Below are 22,908 nucleotides of genomic sequence, written 5' to 3' on the forward strand. Positions count from 1 at the left end.
TCAGTAATTTCAAATGTACGAGAGTGAGGCACTAATATATAGTGCTACACATCAAACTGATTTATGCGATCGCGACAACTGATAACTGATAACTTAATATTGGCCATGCCAAAAAGTAGTATTTAGGATAAGATAGCTCTAGTTGAAAAATCTTAATTAAATATTAAATTATGTTTATATCCTCTGAAGGTATAATCAAGCTTCAAAAATACTTTAAACAAAAGGTATTTTTTGGAAATGAACCAACACCTGAACTTATAGCCATACTGCTTGTTTACTTTGTCCAAGGAATTTTAGGGTTAGGGAGTCTCGCTATCAGCTTTTTTCTCAAAGATGAATTGGCCATGACTCCGGCAGAGGTATCAGCAATGTTGGGTATTGTTATTATACCGTGGATGATTAAACCTCTTTTTGGGTTTATTACTGATGGAGTACCAATATTAGGCTATCGACGAGGACCTTACATAATTTTTTCTGGAATACTGGGGGCGTTTTCTTGGGTAGCATTGGCAACATGGGTAGATACTCCACTAACAGCGACAGTAGCGATCGCTATGAGTTCCTTGTCAGTAGCTATGAGCGATGTAATAATTGATTCCCTTGTTGTAGAAAGAGTGCAAAAAGAATCTGTCAGTAATACAGGTTCTCTCCAATCTTTATGTTGGTCTGCCTCAGCATTAGGAGGACTAATAACTGCTTATTTCAGTGGTTATTTACTAGAACATTTCAGCCCTCAAACTGTATTTTTAATTACAGCCACTTTTCCTTTGATTGTTTCTTTAGTACCCCTATTAATTGAGGAAAAAAAAGTTTCTATTAGGATTAACTTTGATAACGTAAAACAGCAAATTAAACAAGTCAAAAAAGCAGTTATAAAAAAATCAATTTTATTACCAACTGCTTTCCTAGTTATTTGGCAAGCAACCCCAAATTCTGAATCAGCTTTCTTTTTCTTTTCAACCAATGAATTAGGATTTCAAGCAGAATTTTTAGGCAGGATAAGGTTAGTAACAAGTATTGCTGCTTTATTTGGTGTTTGGCTATTTCAACGCTTTTTTAAATCTGTTCCATTTCGGAAAATTTTCGGATGGTCTACAGTTATTTCTGCTCTTTTAGGAATGACTACTTTACTGTTAGTTACTCACACTAATAGAACATTGGGGATAGATGATCATTGGTTTAGCTTAGGAGATAGTTTAGTACTAACTGTAATGGGCAAAATTGCTTTTATGCCAGTATTAGTTTTAGCTGCTAGACTTTGCCCACCAGGAGTAGAAGCAACTGTATTTGCTTTATTAATGTCAATTTATAACTTAGCTGCATTAATTTCCCATGAAGGCGGTGCTTTATTAATGCACTGGCTAAAAGTTACAGAGACAAACTTTGATAATTTGTGGTTGTTGATAGTTATCACTAACTTATCCACTTTATTGCCATTACCTTTACTAAATTGGTTGCCTACAGCTAATGCTCAAACAGATGAAGAAGAAAATCTTAATTCACAACCAATATTAGAACCTGAATCTAGTGAAATTATCTCCCGTTAAATCAGAAATTATCTTATGATATTCAAAATAATTGCACCTTTATTTGCTGAAATTTTTGGATTCATATATAGCAATTCCAATAAATGATTAATTTTGCCTCACTGTTCAATAGTATGCTTAATTTTATAGCAGTAATTTGACCTTTTTCAAGTGCAAAAATGACAGAGAATTACTCTTTTAGGCAAGGAAAATAACCAGCTATTCCTAAAAATAGCTCAAAGCTAGATAAATCAGAATACAAATTAATTAAATATAATAACTATAATATGTAATAGTTTACAGTCTTTTTATCATTTTTTTCCCTATAGATAGCAGTGAGTAATTATAATACTGATATAACCTAGATTCCACAGGACAAAATGTAGTAAAATTAAAAGTATGGAGTGCGAATGCCTATTCGCCTCTACAACAATCAATAAAAAATTATAGTTGTCAATAGAAGTCAACAATAAAGTAAGTATTTATATTTAATATTTTCTTGATCAGTTAACGTGTATAATGTGATATATTATAAATTTATTTATTATCAACATAAGAATATATAAATCACAGATGACAAATTTACAAATTCAACAACCTAAATCTTATACTAGTAAAGATTGGCAACAAGGATATAAATCTCAACCACAAGAATATAACTATTGGATTGATGATATAGAAGGTGAAATACCAGAAGATTTAAACGGTACTTTTTTCCGTAACGGACCAGGTTTATTAGACATTAATGGTCAACTTATTGCTCATCCTTTTGACGGAGATGGAATGGTTTGTGCAATTAGTTTTAAAAACCGTCGCGCCCACTTCCAAAATAGATTTGTTAGAACAGAAGGTTATGTGGCAGAAAAAGCGGCAGGAAAAATTCTCTATAGAGGTGTTTTTGGTACTCAAAAAACAGGTGGTTGGTTAGCTAATCTTTTTGATTTTAAACTTAAAAATATTGCCAATACTGGTATTATTTATTGGGGTGATAAACTTTTGGCATTGTGGGAAGGAGGGCAACCTCATCGTTTAAATCCCCAGAATTTAGAAACCATTGGCCTTAACGATTTAGATGGGCTTTTACAACCAGGTCAAGCTTTTTCTGCTCATCCCAGAATTGATAAAGGAAAGGATGGAAAAGGAGATGTTTTAGTTAATTTTTCTGTCAAACCTGGTTTATCAAGTACCATTACTATTTTTGAATTTAATAGTCAGGGAAAATTACTCAAACGTTACTCTAATTCTATTCCTGGTTTTGCCTTTTTACACGATATGGTAATTACACCAAATTACTGTATTTTTTTTCAAAATCCTGTTGCTTTTAATCCTTTTCCTTTATTACTAGGGTTACGAACTCCAGGTCAATGTTTAGAGTTTTTACCTAATAATTCAACACAAGTTATTTTAATTCCTCGTGATGGTAGTAAAGCTATAAAAATTTTGAAAACGAAACCTTGTTTTGTATTTCATCATGCTAATGCTTGGGAAAAGGACGGGGAAATTTATGTAGATTCTATTTGTTATGAATCTGTCTCACAAACTGACCTAGGTGATAATTTTCTGGAGGTGGATTTTGACTCAATGACAGAAGGTAAGTTATGGCGATTTAAGATTAATTTATCAGAGAATAATGTGGAACATAAATTGCTTGAAAGTCGTTGTTGTGAGTTTCCGACTTTAAATCCGAATAATGTAGGAAAAGCTTATCGATATTTATTTATTGGAGCAGCAGATAAGCCTAGTGGAAATGCTCCTTTACAAGCAATATTAAAAATTGATTTGCATACAGGAAAACGTCAAACTTTTAGTGTCGCACCGCGAGGTTTTGCAGGAGAACCTTTATTTGTTCCTTTTCCAAATGGGGTGAATGAGGATGATGGTTGGTTATTAATGTTGATGTATGATGCAGCAGAACATCGGTCGGATATTGTGATTTTGGATGCTCGTGATTTGAATAAAAAACCTGTGGCAAGATTACATTTAAAGCATCATATTCCTTATGGTTTACATGGTAGTTTTACCCCTAATTATTTTCAAGAGTAAGTCAGATTTTTAGGGAGTAGATAATAGGAAAGTAGTAAACATCAAAATAATTAAAAACCTAAAAATAATTAAAAACCTACTGAATAATAATTATTAAAAAGGTTATTTATTGGAGCTTACCTCACTGGAGTAAATTTTAGTATGTCTGAATTTAAAACAGACTTATATCACTTAATTTTACCTCAGTGAAGGTAATCTTGTTCGTTTCAGAAAAGACCACTTCAGATAAACAGAAACTGAAGTCAAAAGTAGTGAAGTAAAAAATGCAAAGTTTAGCAGTAATAGCTGTTGAATTACTGAATAACGTAAAAATTAATTTGATTGAACGAGAAGCTATTTTTAGAGATTCCTCAGAAGACTATTTTTTTTCAATCTATTAGTTTTTTAAAGAAGCACTCAGCGGTTAACCTTCAGATAATCTTCAGTTGAGTAACTACGATATTCAGTTATTGCCGATAAAAGTTTTATTAATTGAGCCAGAATTATGATTAAAGTTCATAGTAGTGCTTTAGTCTGATCTATCTTAAGGTTAGAGCCTTACTACAAACAAAAAAAATTTTAATCTTTCAATCTAAGGAAATTTTAACTCCGCCAAAATTAGCCTTAAATTTTCATTCATATTGGGTTCTAAAAATACCCATTTTTTTACCTGAATTTGAGTTTTTTTTAAGTAAAATACTCTTCCTTATTCAGATATCTAGACATTTACATTTGTTCCAAACAAGATAGACCTTTATTGGTAGCTTGAATTAAATCTAAAAATGACTTAAAAGACCAATATATAACTTTTAAAGTTTGCTTTGTAATATCAGTTTAAAGTAGCTAGTAGTTTTCGTTATTCTGGGAGTAATGCTAGTTTGATTCAGATTTTAGGCAAAATAGAAATACCTAACAACAATATTATTCCGTGTTTCATACATAGCATATTTCCAAGTATATGAAGTATAAATATTAACAATTAAATGTTTCCAGGGCGGGCATCTTGCCCACTGGGGTGTATCTCACCAAGGTGGAATTCGCTGTATGTTTAAATAATCTAAAAATTACTTTAAGGCTTTAACCTCTTAGATAGACTAAGTTTCTAATTTTTTTCTTTTGGCTCAAGTACATAGTCAATGTTCGCTATACAATAAATACTGTAGCGAAAATATTCAATTATTGTGATATTTTGACTCTGGATAAAAACCCATCGTGTCGTTTCCATCCCAGTATTAAAACGAGCTATTTTTCCACTTACTGAAAATTTACAATGAATATACAAAAAAATCAAGAATATAATTATCAAATAGGTAATTATTTAACAGCAAATCATCCTACTTATGTCATACGAGCGGCAGATAAAGAATTATTTAATACTTTGAAAAACGGTGAATATTGTTATGTATTAAGTTCTCCACAAACTGGTAAGTCAAGTTTAAAAGTTAATACGACCCAACTTTTACAAGCAGAAAACATTATCTGTATTGCTCTAGATATGAGTAGAGTTAACAATAAAACTTTTACTCTAGATGAGTGGTATGATCAAGTAATTTTAGCTTTAGAAAAAAGTTTTACATTTCCACGGTATTTTCCAGAATTATGGTGGGAAGAAATGGCAAATATGCCAGGGGATGAAAAATTATTTGTGTTTATAGAGGAAGTATTATTAGCTAATACTCAAGATGAAAAGATAGTCATTTTTATAGATGAAGTGAATGATGATAGTGTTTTTGACCCTGGTGGTGGGAGCTTAGGAATATTAATTAGTTATTGTCTTCAAGAAAGAGCAAATAACCCAGAATTTAAACGTTTAACATTTGCCTTATTAGGGACAACAATACCTAATAATTTAGTGGATATTTGTAGACCTATTGAACTTAGTAGCTTCAAAATAGAAGAAGTGCCTCATTTTGTAAACAGATTCCAAGGGATGGTAAAACAGCCACTAAAATTTATAGAAGAAATATTATTTTGGTCTGGTGGACAACCATTTTTGACGCAAAAACTATGTCAAATAGTTATTAATTATTTAAGAGAAAGAAATGAGGAAGAAGATGATAATAATGTAACTTTAGTAGAAGATTTAGTGGGAATTTGTGTGTTAGAAAATTGGGATGCACAAGACTATCCAGCTCATTTCAGCAAATTAGAAAATCTTTTGCTGAAAAATATACAGAAATCTACAAATCATTTAGAAATATACCAACAAATATTAAAATATGGCAGATTAAAACTACCTAGTGAAAGTAATCAGAGATTTAAAAATCATGCGATCGCTCATAGCAAATGGGAAATAAAAGAGTTATTGAGGTCAGGTATAGTCAAAATAAATCAGGGATTTTTAGAAGTATATAGTCCTATTTATGCAGAAATTTTTAATCAAGAATGGGTACAAAAACATCTACTACAAAGAACTAAGTCTGTTCCTAAAGTTACTGAGGAAAAAATTGAGTTAAATGATTCAAATGCTGAGGCAAAAACTTGGCAAGTAGAAGCAAATGTATCTAATTTTGAAATCCCAGAAAATCAAAAAAATTATAGTCATAATGAAATTAATTCAGAACAAAAATTACTAGTAAACCCATTTAAATTAAAGAATTTCAACAATCAAGTCACAAATTTTCAACTAGGAGAAAATTTCTCTGGCTTAGAAAGTCAAGATAATCAAAAAAATCAGAGTAATAATATTATTGATCCTGAACAAAAACAATTAGAAAATTTATTAGATTTAAATCAGTTTGATAGTTCAGTGACTAACTTAAATTTAGAAGAAAATATTTCTAATTTGCAACTTTTTGAAAATCACCAAATTCAAAGTAATAATTTAATTCATCCACAACAAAAAGAACTAGAAACACCTGGAGAAAAAATCACTCATCAGAAAAATAATAAGAATCAAGTAAGAGACAAAAAAGCTAAAAAATTAGCAATATCTCAGCATAAACTAAATATAGGAATAGCAGGATTAGTCGTAGTATCCCTAATAGCTATAACTGGAGCAACTTGGGCAACTAAACTTTTTCAAGAGAAACAAACTCAACTTCAAAAAGCAGAATATCAATTAGAACAATTCAAATATGAACTTAAAGAAGCACAAAAAGGTAAAGAATTAGAACATGAAGGAATTAATGCTCTAAGGCAATTTGAAACTGCAGAAATAGAAGCATTAATATCAGCAATGAAAGCAGGAATTAAACTACAAGAATTAGTTAAATATGGTCGCCCACTCCAACATTACCCAGCCACAAGTCCGATATTTGCCTTACAACAAATTATTAACAATATTCACGAAAAAAATCAAATTCCTAACATCAAAAATATTGCTATGAGTCCTAATAATCAACTATTAGCTATAGTCAGTAATGATGGTACAGCTAAAATTCTGGAATTCTCAGGTGAACCTATTTCTCAGTTGAGAGGACATCAGGGCAAAATCTCTCAAATTAAGTTTGCCCCAGAAGGTAACCTTCTTGCTACGGCAGCAGATGACGCTACAGCTAGAATTTGGGATTTTCAGGGTAAGCAACAAGTAGAACTCAAAGGCCATAAAGGTCAAATTTGGGAAATTACCTTTAGTCCTGATGGTAAATTATTAGCTACTGCTGGAGAAGACGGCACTGCTAGAATTTGGGATATCTCAGGTCAAAAAATAGCCATTCTCAAAAAACATCAAGGTCGCATCTTAGACATCACATTTAGCTCTGATGGAAAATATCTAGCTACTGCTGGATGGGATGGTACTGCCAGAATTTGGAGTCCATCAGGCAAACAATTAGCTATACTTAAGGGACATCAAGGTAGTGTAGAAAAAATTATATTTAGCCCTAATGGAAAATATCTAGCTACGACTGGATGGGATGGCACTATTAGAATTTGGAGACGTAGTTCCGGTAAGCTATTATCTAAACTTAAAGGTGGAGTTTGGAATATTAGCTTTAGTTCCGATGGTAAAAGGTTCGTTACAGCGGGAGAAGATGGAACAGCAAATATTTGGAATGTTTCTGGCCAACTATTAGGGAAACTTCCTGGACATCAAGGAACTGTGACGAGTATTAGTTTCAGTCCTGATGGTCAATGTCTAGCTACAGCAGGCAATGATGGTAGTGTAAAAGTCTGGGACAATAATGGAAATTTGTTGACATATCTTAAAGGACATCTTGGCCGGGTTTTGGAAATGAATTTTAGTTCTGATGGACAATTACTATTAACTTTGGGAGAAGATGGTACAGGTAGAGTTTGGGATCTAGAAGCTAATTACGAGGCCAAAATTCAGGGTAATTCTGAGATTTTTGGGGGGGTAAGTTTTAGTTCTAATAGTGAGAAATTAGCAACAGTTGCAGTTGATGGTGTTACCCGTATCTGGGATATTTCTGGAAATCTTTTAACTGAATTTAATGGATCTTTAGGTATGTTTGGCGATATGAGTTTTAGTCCTGATGGTAAATATCTGGCGACTGCTGGAGATAATAGCCAGGCAAGAATTTGGCAGGTTTTAGGAGGAGAGTTAATAGAGTTAGAGGGTGAGGAAGGGATGGCAAAACAGATTAGTTTTAGTTTCGATGGACAACGCTTGGCAACGGTGGGAGAAGATGGTGTGGCTCGCATCTGGAATAATTCTGGTGAGCGGTTGGTTGAGTTAAAGGGTCATAATGGGCGAGTTTTGGATGTAGATTTTAGTCCAGATGGAAAATATATTGGTACTGCTGGAGAGGATGGTGTTGGGAAAATTTGGGATAGTTCTTTTCGACTGGTTTCAGAATTAAAAATTGTTTCTAGTTGGATGGAGAGTATTGGTTTTAGCCCATCAGGAGAGTACATAGCTACGGGAGATAGTAATGGAATGGTCAAAATATGGGATTTTTGGGGCCATCAAATTGCTGATTTAAAAGCTCATATTGGTAGTGTGAAAAATGTTACTTTTAGTGCTGATGAGGAACAGGTGATAAGTATGGGAAAGGATGGAATGGTGAGAATTTGGGATATTACAGGACGACAAATAGGTCAATTTGAAAATGCTAAGGGTTTAAGTTTGGATGGTAAATATATAGCAACTTTGGCAGATAATGATTTGGAGTTATGGCAGGTGAAAGGGTTAAATGATTTATTAAAAAGTTCTTGTAATTGGCTTGAGGATTATTTTATCACTCATCCAGATGTGAGGAAAGATTTAGAAGTTTGTGAGTAATTAAAAATGTCACAAATAGTTGGCAACTAATATTTTTAAATAATCAGCTAAATTTACTTTACCATTTAAATTTTTAGCTATGAAAACATAATTTTTTTCATTTGTTAAATGAATATTTATTTTGGCTATGAAAATATAATTATTTTTACTTTTTAAATGTACAAATAGTTGATAGCTAATATTTTTAAACAATCAGCTAAATTTACTTGATTATTCAATTTTTTAGCTATGAAAATATAACTTTTTATTTCTGACTTCTTGGAAATAGTATAAGGTTATCAACCTGATTTATTAGTTGGGGTATATAGTACTAATTCTTAGGGATTTTTGCTATATATCCCTTAGGATAATTGAATATAATTTAGAAGAAAAATATGACTAATGATAGACCTCTTGTTGACCTAGAAAAAGCCTTGGAAGTTATTCAAAGTCAGGCAAACTCATTGCACGTTGTAGTGGTTGGTAAAATCAAAGGATTTCTTGATCCAGAGGTTTTGATGCGATCGCTCTTATTAGTTCAACTTCGTCATCCTCTATTAAATTCTCATATTGTCGGACCTTTAGATAACCTAATATTTAAAACTGAAGGTACAGAGAAAATACCTTTAGAGGTGATTTTTAATTCTGAACCTGAATATTGGCAAACTATTTTTGTTAATGAGTTAAACACAAAGCTGGAAAACCAAAAAGTATTGCTGAGAGCTACTCTAATTAAACCAACTGAAAAAAGTACAACTAATTATTTGATTACTAGAATTCATCATGCAATCATAGATGGTATTTCTGCTGTTCATTTATATTCAGAAATTTTGAGCTTTTGCCAAAAAATTGTATCAGAAAACCAAATTCCTGAAGTTGAGAAATTAGCACCCCCTCCGTGTTTCGAAAAAATAATTGCTGATTACAATATACAAAATAATACAGAATCATTAATATCAGAATTAGGACAGCCAATAGATACTCTTCCTTTTGAAAAATATGTACCTTATAAACAACGTACTTGTGGGTTAATTCAAAAACAATTAAATGCCAGTTTAACTCAACAACTTATTCAACATTGTAAATCAGAAAAAGTGACTGTTCAAGGAGCTATTTGTTCGGCAATGATGCTGGCATTAGCTAAAAATTTAGAGCCAGAAGATAAAGAGTTTTCTTTTAGTTGCTATCATGCTGTAGATATGAGAAAAAGACTAAATTATCCTATTGGTAATGAACAGATGGCTTTCTTAGTTTCTAGTTTATTGTGTTTTCACAAAGTTAATCAGAAAATGTCATTTTGGGGTTTGGCAAGACAAGCTACAGAGGAAATTAAAGCCAAACTAAAAACACCAGAAATTTACCATCGTGTTTTGTTTTTTTCTGAAGCTATAAACATGATATTAAAGAATCCCGAAAAAACTATTTCTTCTATATTTGTATCTAATATTGGCAAGGTGAAAATTTCATCGAAATATGGTCAATTTCAGTTAGAAGAAATTAGTTTTGGTTCATCAAATAAAATGTTTGGTAGTACTTTTAATGTTAGTGTTTCAACTTTTCAAGACCAAATAACTTTTAACTTTATATACACTCAACCTTTAGTTAGTCAGACTGTTATAGAAAAGCTAGTTAAAGATTCAATAGAATATCTAGTAACATCTTGTAATTAAATACATTAGATTTGGTGACTAATATGGTAGTAAAATCAATAGTCTCACCTTTTAAAGTAAAAAAAAGATTTGTCATAAATATTTCAGGTAGATACTTCAATGGGAGATACTGATAACTGATAACTGATAACTGTTTCGCTACAGGACATGAAAAACCCAGTTCCTACTTTAGGAAGCTAACTATAACTTAAATAACTCAGCAAGCATTCAACAACTAAATGCTTACATGACTCATCCCCAGAGGTTAAAATTATGGTCAGCTAAAAAAATGGAAAGCAAAGGGTTAATGCCCCTTTACCAAGTATCATTTTAGAACCTCTTCGGCCTTAGCCAAGGGAAAAGTTAATGATAAAACCTAATACCTATAAAAAATGCTGAATCTAAGACAACGTTTTTCATGGCCAAAAATTTTCTTGAGTTTGTTGAGTTTTTTACTAGCAATCTTTTTTTTACTGCTAATAGCAATACCTACTGCTTTAGCTAGTCTAAATGATGATAGATTTGATGGTAATATATTTGCTCTTTATGCTGGTAATGGTTCTCTTGTACCTGCTAAGGTGAAATTAAAAGATTCTTTAAAAAATTCTAGACCTGCCCTACTGGTATTTTTTCTTGATGATAGTAAAGACTGTAAGCAATTTTCGGCTGTGGTTTCTCAACTTCAAGAATTCTATGGTCGTGCAGCAGATTTTATTCCTGTTAATGTAGATGCTATGATTAATACTGTGACTGATGATTCTACAAAAGTAGCTTATTACTATCAAGGGTTTGTGCCTCAAACTGTTTTAATTAACCAACAAGGAGAAGTTGTGATCAATGAGAAAGGTCAAGTTTCTTTTGAAAAAATAGACGATGTTTTTCGAGAAGTTTTTGATTTATTACCGCGTTCTGAGTCTGCTGAACTTAAACGTCGAATTGTTAATGAAATTAATGTTGAGTTGAGAGAGTAATATCAATGGGGCGATATAGCAGAAGTAGGAACAAATAGCCATTCGCCCTCAGGGGGTGAAAAGCCCCTCAAAACTATTGTTGGATGAGGGTTGAGACTGAAATTTATATGTTAAAAACCATAATTGATAAATTGTACAAAGTGTGATCCGAATGCCCCCGAACAAAACCCCGTAGAAGATATTTGGTTACCAGCCCAAAACTTCAGCATACCACTTGATAATTTTTGCAGTTATTGTCAAGTATTTAAGTAGCTATTTAAGTTTTTTGCCATGATCAAATATTCAATTTTCTCCAACTTTTTTAGTATAAAATTTGGCAACAATTAATATACAGATTACTATAGCTATGTTTATAATACAATAAAATTAATTTATTTATAATCATTAAATAAGTATTATTGATAAGGGCTAGATTCATCTTTTTTGGCAAATTTTTGGTCATCAGACTTCTTAGTCAACTTTTTTTACCCCCCAGTTATGTTCACTTAACTTTTCTAAAAAAATTTTGAATATTTATTTTTATTTTGGGTCTTTTCTTAGTAATAATTACTGAGTTAGGCTTGTATATATTATTTAACTTAGTTGAGCTGAAACTAAGCAGTTTCTCTAATTGTTTTTTTTTTACTTATTTCCTACTATATATAAATAGATAAATAACATTAAAACTTTTGAACTGCAACTAAGGAGTTAGAAAATGTCTAATAGCTATATTTATGGTACTGGAGAAGACGATCTGCTATATGGTACCGGAGGAAACGATAAGGCGTATGGAAGCTCCGGAAATGATATTATCGAAGGTAAAGGAGGTGATGATGAACTTTATGGTAATGGTGGGAATGACACAATTAAAGGAGAAGAAGGCGATGATACAGTTTTAGGTCATCCTGGAGATGACTCAATAGAAGGAAACGCAGGTGATGATAAGCTTTATGGTGGTGATGGGGATGACCTAGTCTCAGGGGGAGAAGGAAACGATATGCAGACTGGAGGAGGAGGAAACGATACCATAGAAGGAGGAGAAGGTGATGACAAACTTTATGGAGGGCCTGATGATGACTTGATCAAGGGAGAAGACGGTCAAGATAAGCTTTATGGTAATGATGGGAATGACGCAATGGAAGGAGGTGCGGATGATGACACAGTTTTAGGTCATGCTGGAGATGACTCAATAGAAGGAAATGCAGGTGATGATAAGCTTTATGGTGGTGATGGGGATGACCTAGTCTCAGGGGGAGAAGGAAACGATATGCAGACTGGAGGAGGAGGAAACGATACCATAGAAGGAGGAGAAGGTGATGACAAACTTTATGGAGGCCCTGATGATGACTTGATCAAGGGAGAAGACGGTCAAGATAAGCTTTATGGTAATGATGGGAATGACGCAATGGAAGGAGGTGCGGATGATGACACAGTTTTAGGTCATGCTGGAGATGACTCAATAGAAGGAAATGCAGGTGATGATAAGCTTTATGGTGGTGATGGGGATGACCTAGTCTCAGGGGGAGAAGGAAACGATATGCAGACTGGAGGAGGAGGAAACGATACCATAGAAGGAGGAGAAGGTGATGACAAACTTTATGGAGGGCCTGATGATGACTTGATCAAGGGAGAAGACGGTCAAGATGAGCTTTATGGTAATGATGGGAATGACGCAATGGAAGGAGGTGCGGATGATGACACAGTTTTAGGTCATGCTGGAGATGACTCAATAGAAGGAAATGCAGGTGATGATTTACTTTCTGGTGATTCTGGGGATGACGTAGTCTCAGGCGGAGAAGGAGAGGATATACTGTACGGAGGAGCAGGAAACGATGAACTTTATGGTGGTGATGATAATGATACCATTGATGATGGTGGTGGGGATGACATACTAGAAGGAAATACGGGTAATGATATACTTCGTGGTCGTGGAGGTCAAGACGAGCTCATAGGAGGTGATGGTGATGACCTCATCATTAGTTATAGTGATGCAGGAGAACCTGAAATTGCCCAACAGACAAATGAATCTAAGGTTTATCCAGATCAACCCTTTTTTGAAGCTAATGATACTTTAACTGGAGGATCAGGGGCTGATACTTTCCTATTTAGACCGTTGATGAATGCCAAGCCTGAGATTATTGAGAAACACAATATGCACAATATGCACCAAGATATGCATAATATGAACTTGCATAAACAAATCGCTGGCGAAAATGGTTCAGTCCATGATCACTGGGTTGATAGTATTGGTGATGATATCATCCTTGACTTTAATAGAAGTGAAGGGGATAAAATTGAGATTAAGGGTCATACAGTAAAAGTAGAAAAAATTGAAGAGCTTGATGATGGAAGTGGATCTATTGTTCATTTAATTAGTGATCAAGGGGCTAATGGTGGAGCCCACCACCTAGATAAACTAGGAACAATTACTGTTTATGGTGATCTGGTTACAGAATCAGATTTAATAGCAGATATCTTTGGGGATGGTGCTGGTATGGGTTGAGAATTATGTCTATCATCAACAATTGATATAAAAATCAACTGAAAGAGGAGGTGTTGTTTAGGGTATCTAACCAACACCTTCACTAATAATCACAAATTATCTCAAATTTCAATATTCCCATTAAGCCATTAAACCTTTATCCTACAATCGTTTTGAGTTACTTGTTTCTCCGTGAATTTGGACCCATATCGGCAACCATCATTACTTTTAGGAATAGTTAAGTACCTTTGCGATCGCCTGAAGATGAGACTCTTTCTGCAGATTTTTTTGATATTTTTGTAATTTTTCTAAATATTTTTTTCTGATAAATTGAATTAGAAAAAATTCAGTTTTTGATTACCATGTTAAGTATAAGCTAGGGAAATTTCTCTGAGTAAATATTTAGCTAATTAATTTTCCTTGACTAACTTATCTAATAGACCTCTCCAAAATAAAAATTAGGGTAAAATTGTAGTGGCTAATTATATATATCCTGTTTCCAAATGAATAATGTATTGGAATATATTTATAACCATCCAAAAGAAACAAAAATAATTATTGGTATTAGAGATTAATAGCTAATAAAATCAATATAAAAACCTCAAAAGTTGAAAAAATAAAGATAGGCGATCGCCAGCCAATAAAAAAGGTTAATCAAAGCAGGAGGAGGAAGAAAAAAGTCTTTAAGCAAGACATAAGAGATAATGTTGAGCTTATATTATTTGTATCATATACCAAAATTTCGGCGACTAGGAGTAATATTTGGAGTTAGCTCATCAACAGCAAATAATATTTTTCAGGCTTTAGATAGATATTTTGAGGGAATTATTACCATCTAGTTTACTAGAGGAATTCTCGGGAAAAGAAAACAAATATTTATGGATAAAAGAGGCTTTGACAGAAATAGAATATGATGATAAACAGAAAAAGTATTATTCAGGAAAGCCAAAAATTCATAGGTTTACAAATCAAATAGTAATCACAGAAAAGGCAGAAAAATAGTATATATAATAGTAGGAGAAAGAGGTCGAAAAGGTGATATAAAGTTATTCAAAAAAACACAAAAAAGTTGGATAGAGAACAAATTTTTCAAGGAGATAAGGGCTATCAAAGTGGTCAAAAAATCAACAAGCAAAACGAAAAAAAATAAGCTATAAAATGTCAGAATAAGCAAATAAAGAGAATCAAAAAAAACACAAAAAAGAATATTTTTATAAAATATAATAAGACTGATAAAAATATTTATATCGGTACTAAAAAGATTGAGATTTAAAGATAGTAATCATGAAAAAGTAGTTTAAAATATGTGGTTTAGTCAGATTAATAAGAGGAGAATTAATATTCTTATAAATTAGAAATTTTGCAAAAAAAAATAATAAAAAACTAGATAAAAATGGTAAATAACTAATAGTAACTATCTGTAATACTATAAAGCCCGTAAAAAATGACTATCTAATGGAGCTGGCGATCGCTCCCCAAAAGATAGTTACAATAAATGCTTGATAATTTTTGGAGATGTCTATTAAAGCCACAAGATATAGTAATTTTAACCTAGTTTAGTTAATTTTTTTCTAAAGTTCCAGTTATTTGTAACTCAAAAGCTGTATATTCCCCACCCAAAGCTTCAACTATTGCCTGAGTATTAGACACCAACATTTTCGTATAACTATCTCCCTCACTCCCTGGAGCCCCAATAGAATCAGAATATAACTCCCTAGGAGCTAACCGTACCCCAGCTTCCTGAGCTACCGTAGTAATCAACTTAGGATTAATAGTAGTCTCCGCAAAAATAGCAGGTACTCCACTTTTCTTAATTTCCTTCACCAAATTTTTTACAGTCTGCGCACTAGGTTGCTCCTCCGTACTCATCCCAATCAAAGTTCCAGTCATCTCTAAACCATAAGCTTTCGCATAATACTCAAAAGCATCATGGGTAGTCACCAGTCGGCGCTGACCTTCCGGAATAGTTCCTATTTGTTCCATGATCCAAATATCAACCTGCCCTAACTCCTCAACTAATTTGGCAGCATTTTCCATAAACACCTCTTTATCTTCCGGTGACAACTCAATTAAAGCATCCCGAATACCTTTCACCATTACAATTCCATTTTCCGCATCACCCCAAACATGAGGATCTGGCACTAACTCCCCCTTACCCAAATTTTGTAAAGGCTTCACCTTTTCCCCCACCGCCAACTTTTGAGCCTTTATACCCGCAGCATTCATAAGTTTAATTAAAGTAGGTTCCAAATTATAGCCATTATAAATAATTAAATCTGCTTTCTCAAAAGCCACACTATCAGTAGGAACAGGTTCATAAATATGAGGGTCAGCCCCTGGTTTAATAATTCCCTGATGCTCAATTTCATCTCCACCTATTTTTTCTGTCATATCAGCAATGATCGTACTTGTAGAGACTACTAAGAGTTTATTCTCACTCTCAGGGGAAATATTTGAAGATGGGGCAGCACAACCACTTATCCATAATCCTAATAAAATTCCTAACATTGACCAAATTGTATTTTTCAAATCTTGAGTAGAAATATTAAGCAGGTAGGCCAAATTATTTGTGTATTTACCACTCAGATATATTTCCTGTTTCCTGTTCCGAGTGAAGCCTTTTCTCACTGCATTATTAGTTAAATTAATTTGGAACAGATATCTACTAATTTTCATGTTTAATTTTGATTTAGTTGACAATTTTTCATATTCTTTTCATAATTTATATCATATTACTTTCATATTTCTCATATTCCAGGGTCAAAATTTGAGAGGTATCTCTATGAGTGAGAAGATTTCAAAGAATCATACTTGATAATTGATAGGAGTTATAATTAATGAATGAGGACAAAATTACAATTAGTCATTTAGGAGTCCATTATCGTACCCTTGAGGCGTTGCGAAACATTACCCTAAAGATACAAGCAGGAAGGTTAACAGGTATTATTGGCCCTAATGGAGCAGGAAAAAGTACTTTATTAAAAGGAATGCTGGGATTAATTCCGGTGAGTGGAGGTTCTGTAATCTACAATAACAAATCACTTCAGAAACAGTTAGGCAGAGTTGCCTATGTTCCTCAGCGATCGCAAATTGATTGGACTTATCCTGCGACTGTCTGGGATGTGGTAATGATGGGTCGAGTCCATCAGACTGGTTGGTTTTGTCGCTTTTCTAGGATGAGTCGCCAGATAGCATTGGAGGCATTGACAAGGGTGGGGATGGATAGTTATCGCGATCGCCCCATCGGTCAACTTTCTGGTGGTCAGCAACAACGGGTTTTTTTAGCGCGGTCTTTAGCTCAGAAAGCAGATATTTTCTGTTTTGATGAGCCATTTGTTGGGGTTGATCAGAAGACTGAAAATATTATTTTTGAGATTTTTCACGAGTTAGCTAAAGCTGGAAAAGTTGTGATAGTTGTTAATCATGATTTGGGAAAATCTATTACTAATTTTGATGATTTGATTCTGTTAAATAAAGAGTTAATTGCTGTTGGCAATCGACAAATTGTATTACAAGAAGAAAATTTGTATCGTGCTTATGGGGGTAAAGTAGGTTTCTTTTCGGAGTCCTTAAAGCAAGTTGCTTGAACGTTCTAGATTTTGTTTAGTAGGAAGAGCTTCTCACTAATTTTTTTGATTATGATCATATTTTTACTTGTTATATTATTTTTTATATTTAGTTTTTAACAAGTAATTATTGAAGCAATAACATCATTAACTTGATAAATTTATCTTTAAAATATTTATTTCAATTCAACTAAAATGTAAGGGATACTTATTAAATGCTTTTCTTTATATCAGATTTAGTTCTATCAATCTTTCCTTCTAAATCTGATTCTCCAATATGATTTTTACCTGTGTTATCAAAAACTTCCAAATGAGCAGATTTTCCATAATGTAGATTATCCACATACCAAAGATATCCTGTTTCTTTCTCTTCATAAATTGTCCTACCATCATATTGATTTTTAGTTCGTTTAAATCTATGAGTATCTTTTAGTATTGTTTGAGTATCTGTAGGTGGAGAGCTGGAAGATTCATCATAGTTTAACTGACTTAATTGACAACTTTTTTCCAACCAGTTTTGTAATCCAACTTTCTGATCAATACTATCTAATTGACTTAGATTTTCTGTATCATTATTTTTCACAATAGAGATAGAATTGCATTCTCTAATCTCCTGACTTAGACATTGAAAACAAGAATCTCTAAAATTAATTAATAAGTACTTTGAGTCTAAATTAATTAATTGTCTTTGTGCCGCTTCTGCTAAAGATGTATTTGTTGCATCTTTGTAATCTTCACCATCAATATAATCAAAATTATCTTGTTCAGAATGAATTCTTTCTTTTTGCCAATCCTTGGAATTGGCTTTATTACAGATAATACTGATAATTGACGTTTTTAAGCCTTTGTCTTTAATCTGATTTAAACTAGATTTAAAATTATTGCCTTTGATTGCTTCATAATTTTTAATAGCTTCAGTCGAGTAAGTTTTTATGCTTATATTTTTTGTGCTTATATGTTGTTTTTTTAATTTATTAATATCTTCAAAAATACTTTTGATAACTTTGGCCGTCTCTTCAAACTATTTTTAGGTATAGTATTGCTCTTGTAAAGACACTTCATTAATAAACATTTCAATTTTAATCATTATTTTAAATCCCAAAAAGACGTTCAAAATCTTTATCCATTTGAAAGATCTATAACTTCTTTTGTTATGTGAAAATAATATTTATTTGTAGAAACATCAATTATTTTATCTGATATCAAAATACTAATGAAATATTGAAATAATGAAATACTCCGTGGAATTAGACTTGTTTTTGTTGATTGAATTTTCTGAATTACCTTTTTAGCTTTTTCTTTAATCTTTTTTTCTTCAACTACATTAATTAACAGACGATATAAGTTATCGCAAAAACGGCTCATATCTTTTGGATAAAGCTCATCTGGTATTTTTTTATCTTCAAATAATTTATTTATTTCTTGAGCAAAATATTTTTTATGTTTAATTTCTTGATAACCATTATCTTCAATAACCTCAGAAGTTTTTTCAAAAGCAAGTATTAATATATCTAATTATTCAGCCGTTGCTTTAATTTGCGCAGCTAAAGATTATCTTTTTTAGGAATACTCATTGCTGAATAATCATCAAGTTTATCTATGCCCAATCGAATTGTATACTAGTCACATCCAAATAGTAGGATAATATAATTTATACCTCCTCACCCCAGTTTGAGTGCTGCTATCGCAGTATAGCGACGACGCTCTTTTTCCGATCATGATTTATACAGTTTTTTCATTTATAGCTTTACTTTTTTAGGATAGGGACTTATAGAATTAATATAATTAGAATTTCAAATAATATAACAATTAGTCTATAATTACTGTGTTGATTTTTGGCTCTTATTTAATTTTCATTCCTTCATCGGGTCAATTCTAGACTTATAAAAATAGTACAAGCCCACACCATACTTAAGTTATTGTTGGGTCATTAACTATCCATTATCCATGATCAATTAATATTGTAGGGGGTTTGGAGACCAAACTCCCCACCTATATCCATCAAAAATTCCTACTACCGACTAGATCAGAAGATTTTTCAGGCTTTTCTTCAGCTGTTGTAGGAAAAACTCGCAAGTTATCTTCAGCAATAGATACTTTTACTTTAACTCCAATTTTTAATGCCACCTGTGGAGTAGTACGAGCAATTAACTCTTTTCCAGACTCAGTTTGTAAACAATAACGAAATTCACGACCCAAAAACTGGCGATCGCGAATCACTATACACCCCTCATTATCAGCTTTCAAAATCAAGTCTTCCTGACGGATCATCAACTCAAGACGATCAAACTCATCTAAACTATCAATTTCCCCACCAAACACATTATTATTTGTCAACTCAAAAGCACCCACTTCCGTTTCCCAAACCTGGTCGTGACGATGTGCAGGCAAAAAATTAGCCTGAGTCACAAACTCCGCCACAAACTTAGAAGCAGGTTCAGTATAAATATCCTTTGGTGTACCAAATTGTTCTACAGATCCAGCTCTCATAACTGCCACTCTGTCAGAAATAGCCATAGCCTCCTCCTGGTCATGAGTAACAATAATTCCCGAAGCACCTGCATTTTTAAGAATATCCCGTAATTCCTGGCGTAATCTAATCCTCACCTGTACATCCAAGTTACTCAAAGGTTCATCCAATAACACCAAAGCTGGATTTGGCGCCAAAGCACGCGCCAAAGCTACTCGTTGCTGCTGACCTCCAGACAACTCGTGGGGATAACGATTTTCTAGATCAGACAAACCTACCAACTCCAGAACATCTCTTACCTGATGATTAATTTGTGTGCTTGACTTTTTCCCAGAATTATGTAATCCGAAAGCAATATTTTTGGCTACAGTCAGATGGGGAAACAAAGCATAATCTTGAAAGACCATACCAACATTACGTTTTTCCGGTACTATCCAATCATGTTTACCAGCAACTAACCGGCCATTAATTGTCACAATACCTGACTGTGGTTCCTCAAATCCAGCAATTATTCTCAATAAAGTTGTTTTACCACAGCCTGAAGGTCCCAATAAGCCTAGTATATCTCCCTGGTATAGTGTTAAATTTACATTTTGGACAGCAGTGGTAGTACTCCGAGAAAATTTCTTGCTCACACTCTCAAGATAGAGAATTACTGATTTGGTCATTTATTTCTTAACCTCCGTCATTTCAGTTATTAGTTATCAGTACCTTTAGCTGAAGCTAAAAACTTGAAATACTGAATTGAATATTTTTTTCATTTCCTTAAAAGTAAAAACTACTGACTTAATTTTATCGTCAAAAGTCACAAGTGATCAAGTCAAAAATTAATATAAAAACTGGGTTTATAAAAAAACATTGTGGAATTACCAACTGTTATGGAATAAACCAAATTTTAAAGAAAATTTGAGAATATATATAATAGTTCTCAAAGTCATCTACAAAGCTATTTATTGTTAAATTATTATAGCCATTATTTCAAGAAAAATTCTCATTTATTTTTTTCATTTTCAGAAAAGAAAAAGCTATTGACTTGATTTTATGGTCAAAAGTCATAAATAATCAAGTCAAAACTCAATGTAAAAACTAGGTTTATGAACAAACATTGGGGGGGTTACCAACAGTTATGGGAGAAACTCAATCTTAAAGAAAATTTGAGAATATATATAATAGTTCTCAAAGTCGTCTAGAAAGTGATTTTTTGTAAAATTATTATCACCTAATTGTTCTGAAAAATTCTTATTAAGTTTATGTAAACCTTTTTAATATATACAATTAAAATGTTAGGTCAAATGAAAAAATTTAACCGTCTCAACTGGAATGCTTCGACAATATTTGTTGTAGCGATCGCCTGCCTCATTTCAGCCCCTGTAGTATTTGTCCTGAGCAGTATTTTCTCTGATACAGGAGAAATTTGGAGTCACTTAGCCTCTACAGTTTTACCCCGTTATCTCCTGAACTCCTTTATATTAATGCTAGGAGTAGGTTGTGGAGTTTCAATCATCGGAGTAGGAGCAGCATGGTTAATCACAATGTGTCGTTTTCCAGGGAGCCGTATATTTGAATGGGCAATGTTATTACCTTTAGCAACTCCCGCCTATATTCTCGCCTACACCTATACAGAATTGCTAGAATTTTATGGCCCTGTACAAATGTGGTTGCGAGAAATATTTGGTTGGACTAGTATCAGTGATTATTGGTTCCCACAAATTCGTTCTCTGGGCGGAGCGATCGCCCTGTTAACCCTAACTTTATATCCCTACGTTTATCTACTAACGCGAGTCGCCTTTTTAGAACAGTCAACCTGTACTTTAGAAGCTAGTCGTTCTCTAGGAGCAAACCCATGGCGTAGTTTCTTCACAATAGCTTTACCTCTGGCTCGACCAGCAATAATGGCAGGTTTAGCCCTAGCACTAATGGAAACCCTCAATGATTTCGGTACGGTGCAGTATTTTGGAGTTGATACATTTACGACTGGCATATATCGTACTTGGTTTGGCATGGGTGAAAGAGTAGCAGCAGCACAATTAGCAGCAATGTTACTATTATTTATTTTATGGCTAATTTTGCTCGAACTGTGGTCGCGTCGGCAAGCAAAATATTATCAAACTAGCAGTCAACAACAAAACTTACAACAATTTCCCTTAGATAGAATACGAGGAATAGCAACATCTTTTGCTTGTTTATTGCCAGTTTTTTTGGGTTTTCTCTTGCCAGCAGGATTATTATTAGAAATGACTATAACTGAAAGTGGAGCCAGCTTTCGGGGTCGGTTTTGGGACTATGCTTCCCATAGCTTGACCTTAGCAGGAATTACCGCTATTTTAGGAGTGGCGATCGCTGTGATCATGGCTTATGGAGTACGTCTAAATCAAAATTTGGGAATGCGTATATCAACTCGTATTGCAGCCATAGGTTATGCTGTACCTGGTTCTGTTATTGCCGTAGGAATTTTGATTCCTATTGGTACAGTTGATAATGCTATTGATAGTTTTATGCGTTCCATGTTTGGCATCTCGACTGGTTTATTATTGAGTGGCACCATTACAGCATTAGTTTTTGCTTATTTAGTCAGATTTATGGCAGTAGCATTTGGTGCTGTTGAATCAAGTTTAGTGAAAATTAAACCAAGTTTAGATGATGCTTCCCGGAGTTTAGGTTATGGTTCTACAAAGACTTTAATTAAAGTTCATGTACCCATGATGTGGGGTGGGTTATTAACAGGAGCAATGTTAACATTTGTAGATGTCATGAAAGAGTTACCGGCAACAATGGTAATTCGTCCGTTTAATTTTGATACCTTAGCAGTAAGAGTTTATAACTTGGCTGCTGATGAAAGACTTACTGAAGCAGCCGGTCCGGCTTTAGCAATTGTATTGGTCGGAATAATACCGGTAATTATATTAAGCTTAAAAATTGCCAAGTCTCGTCAATATCAAGATTATTAGAGAAGCTCTCAGCCCTAATTAATTAGAAAGAATTAACATGTTAACTGATCATTAGCATTCATTTATCTGTTAAGTTTTAGCAGGTTTCGGATAATATTTTCAGCATTGAAAGCAAATCATTTTTTAGAAGA

The 22,908-nt window shown here is 33.3% G+C and carries 14 protein-coding genes and 1 pseudogene; 11 read left to right on the forward strand and 4 right to left on the reverse strand.

All coding sequences use genetic code 11. From position 1 onward, the window contains the following. Positions 1-170 precede the first annotated feature (170 nt). The 9 genes and pseudogenes from TERY_RS15380 (at position 171) to TERY_RS37095 (ending at position 14,795) form a co-directional block, all read left to right on the forward strand. Complete coding sequence (locus TERY_RS15380; RefSeq protein ID WP_011612675.1) at positions 171-1,547, forward strand: folate/biopterin family MFS transporter; 1,377 nt, start codon at positions 171-173, stop codon at positions 1,545-1,547. 552 nt (positions 1,548-2,099) lie between these two features. Then, on the forward strand, positions 2,100-3,569 hold the full coding sequence (locus TERY_RS15385) for a carotenoid oxygenase family protein (RefSeq protein ID WP_011612676.1): 1,470 nt from the start codon (positions 2,100-2,102) through the stop codon (positions 3,567-3,569). A gap of 1,249 nt (positions 3,570-4,818) precedes the next feature. After that, positions 4,819-8,733 (forward strand): WD-40 repeat-containing protein, encoded by a 3,915-nt coding sequence (locus TERY_RS25495; protein ID WP_011612677.1) that lies wholly within the window; start codon positions 4,819-4,821, stop codon positions 8,731-8,733. Positions 8,734-9,107: 374 nt separating this feature from the next. After that, entirely contained in the window at positions 9,108-10,382 is a 1,275-nt protein-coding gene (locus TERY_RS15400) for a phthiocerol/phthiodiolone dimycocerosyl transferase family protein (RefSeq protein WP_011612678.1), read from the forward strand. Between the two features lie 371 nt (positions 10,383-10,753). Continuing rightward, positions 10,754-11,332 carry a thylakoid membrane photosystem I accumulation factor gene (locus tag TERY_RS15405; RefSeq protein ID WP_011612679.1) on the forward strand — a complete coding sequence of 193 codons (579 nt, stop codon included), beginning with the start codon at positions 10,754-10,756 and terminating at the stop codon, positions 11,330-11,332. 123 nt (positions 11,333-11,455) lie between these two features. Then, positions 11,456-11,581, forward strand: a pseudogene (locus tag TERY_RS37085) (IS630 family transposase); the annotation flags it as partial. Between the two features lie 445 nt (positions 11,582-12,026). Next, on the forward strand, positions 12,027-13,814 hold the full coding sequence (locus TERY_RS15410; RefSeq protein WP_011612680.1) for a calcium-binding protein: 1,788 nt from the start codon (positions 12,027-12,029) through the stop codon (positions 13,812-13,814). Positions 13,815-14,497: 683 nt separating this feature from the next. After that, positions 14,498-14,632: a transposase family protein gene (locus TERY_RS37090; RefSeq protein WP_370495584.1), complete on the forward strand. Its 135-nt coding sequence runs from the start codon at positions 14,498-14,500 to the stop codon at positions 14,630-14,632. Next, complete coding sequence (locus TERY_RS37095) at positions 14,610-14,795, forward strand: hypothetical protein (protein ID WP_044136856.1); 186 nt, start codon at positions 14,610-14,612, stop codon at positions 14,793-14,795. The genes TERY_RS37090 and TERY_RS37095 overlap by 23 nt, the downstream gene beginning before the upstream one ends. A gap of 558 nt (positions 14,796-15,353) precedes the next feature. Here the strand turns inward: TERY_RS37095 and TERY_RS15420 are convergent. Then, positions 15,354-16,469 (reverse strand): metal ABC transporter solute-binding protein, Zn/Mn family, encoded by a 1,116-nt coding sequence (locus TERY_RS15420; protein WP_011612681.1) that lies wholly within the window; start codon positions 16,467-16,469, stop codon positions 15,354-15,356. A 161-nt stretch (positions 16,470-16,630) separates the two neighbouring features. Between TERY_RS15420 and TERY_RS15425 the strand changes: the two genes are divergently transcribed. After that, positions 16,631-17,380: an ATP-binding cassette domain-containing protein gene (locus TERY_RS15425; RefSeq protein ID WP_011612682.1), complete on the forward strand. Its 750-nt coding sequence runs from the start codon at positions 16,631-16,633 to the stop codon at positions 17,378-17,380. A gap of 190 nt (positions 17,381-17,570) precedes the next feature. Here the strand turns inward: TERY_RS15425 and TERY_RS15430 are convergent, their stop codons facing one another. From TERY_RS15430 to TERY_RS15440, 3 genes are all read right to left on the reverse strand, one after another. Beyond that, complete coding sequence (locus TERY_RS15430; protein WP_011612683.1) at positions 17,571-17,942, reverse strand: hypothetical protein; 372 nt, start codon at positions 17,940-17,942, stop codon at positions 17,571-17,573. A gap of 536 nt (positions 17,943-18,478) precedes the next feature. Beyond that, complete coding sequence (locus TERY_RS15435) at positions 18,479-18,724, reverse strand: hypothetical protein (protein ID WP_011612684.1); 246 nt, start codon at positions 18,722-18,724, stop codon at positions 18,479-18,481. A 636-nt stretch (positions 18,725-19,360) separates the two neighbouring features. After that, on the reverse strand, positions 19,361-20,497 hold the full coding sequence (locus tag TERY_RS15440; protein ID WP_011612685.1) for an ATP-binding cassette domain-containing protein: 1,137 nt from the start codon (positions 20,495-20,497) through the stop codon (positions 19,361-19,363). A 612-nt stretch (positions 20,498-21,109) separates the two neighbouring features. Here TERY_RS15440 and TERY_RS15445 point away from each other — a divergent pair. Next, positions 21,110-22,777, forward strand: coding sequence for an ABC transporter permease subunit (locus tag TERY_RS15445; RefSeq protein WP_011612686.1), 1,668 nt, complete (start codon positions 21,110-21,112; stop codon positions 22,775-22,777). The last annotated feature ends 131 nt before the right edge of the window (positions 22,778-22,908 follow it).

Source organism: Trichodesmium erythraeum IMS101 (assembly GCF_000014265.1).
GTDB lineage: Bacteria > Cyanobacteriota > Cyanobacteriia > Cyanobacteriales > Microcoleaceae > Trichodesmium > Trichodesmium erythraeum.

Bases quoted from the DNA above. Each gene is read 5' to 3' on its own strand.
- TERY_RS15380 (WP_011612675.1), top strand. From the start codon at position 171: ATGTTTATATCCTCTGAAGGTATAATCAAGCTTCAAAAATACTTTAAA.
- TERY_RS15385 (WP_011612676.1), top strand. From the start codon at position 2,100: ATGACAAATTTACAAATTCAACAACCTAAATCTTATACTAGTAAAGAT.
- TERY_RS25495 (WP_011612677.1), top strand. From the start codon at position 4,819: ATGAATATACAAAAAAATCAAGAATATAATTATCAAATAGGTAATTAT.
- TERY_RS15400 (WP_011612678.1), top strand. From the start codon at position 9,108: ATGACTAATGATAGACCTCTTGTTGACCTAGAAAAAGCCTTGGAAGTT.
- TERY_RS15405 (WP_011612679.1), top strand. From the start codon at position 10,754: ATGCTGAATCTAAGACAACGTTTTTCATGGCCAAAAATTTTCTTGAGT.
- TERY_RS15410 (WP_011612680.1), top strand. From the start codon at position 12,027: ATGTCTAATAGCTATATTTATGGTACTGGAGAAGACGATCTGCTATAT.
- TERY_RS37090 (WP_370495584.1), top strand. From the start codon at position 14,498: ATGTTGAGCTTATATTATTTGTATCATATACCAAAATTTCGGCGACTA.
- TERY_RS15420 (WP_011612681.1), bottom strand. From the start codon at position 16,469: ATGAAAATTAGTAGATATCTGTTCCAAATTAATTTAACTAATAATGCA.
- TERY_RS15425 (WP_011612682.1), top strand. From the start codon at position 16,631: ATGAATGAGGACAAAATTACAATTAGTCATTTAGGAGTCCATTATCGT.
- TERY_RS15435 (WP_011612684.1), bottom strand. From the start codon at position 18,724: ATGAGCCGTTTTTGCGATAACTTATATCGTCTGTTAATTAATGTAGTT.
- TERY_RS15440 (WP_011612685.1), bottom strand. From the start codon at position 20,497: ATGACCAAATCAGTAATTCTCTATCTTGAGAGTGTGAGCAAGAAATTT.
- TERY_RS15445 (WP_011612686.1), top strand. From the start codon at position 21,110: ATGTTAGGTCAAATGAAAAAATTTAACCGTCTCAACTGGAATGCTTCG.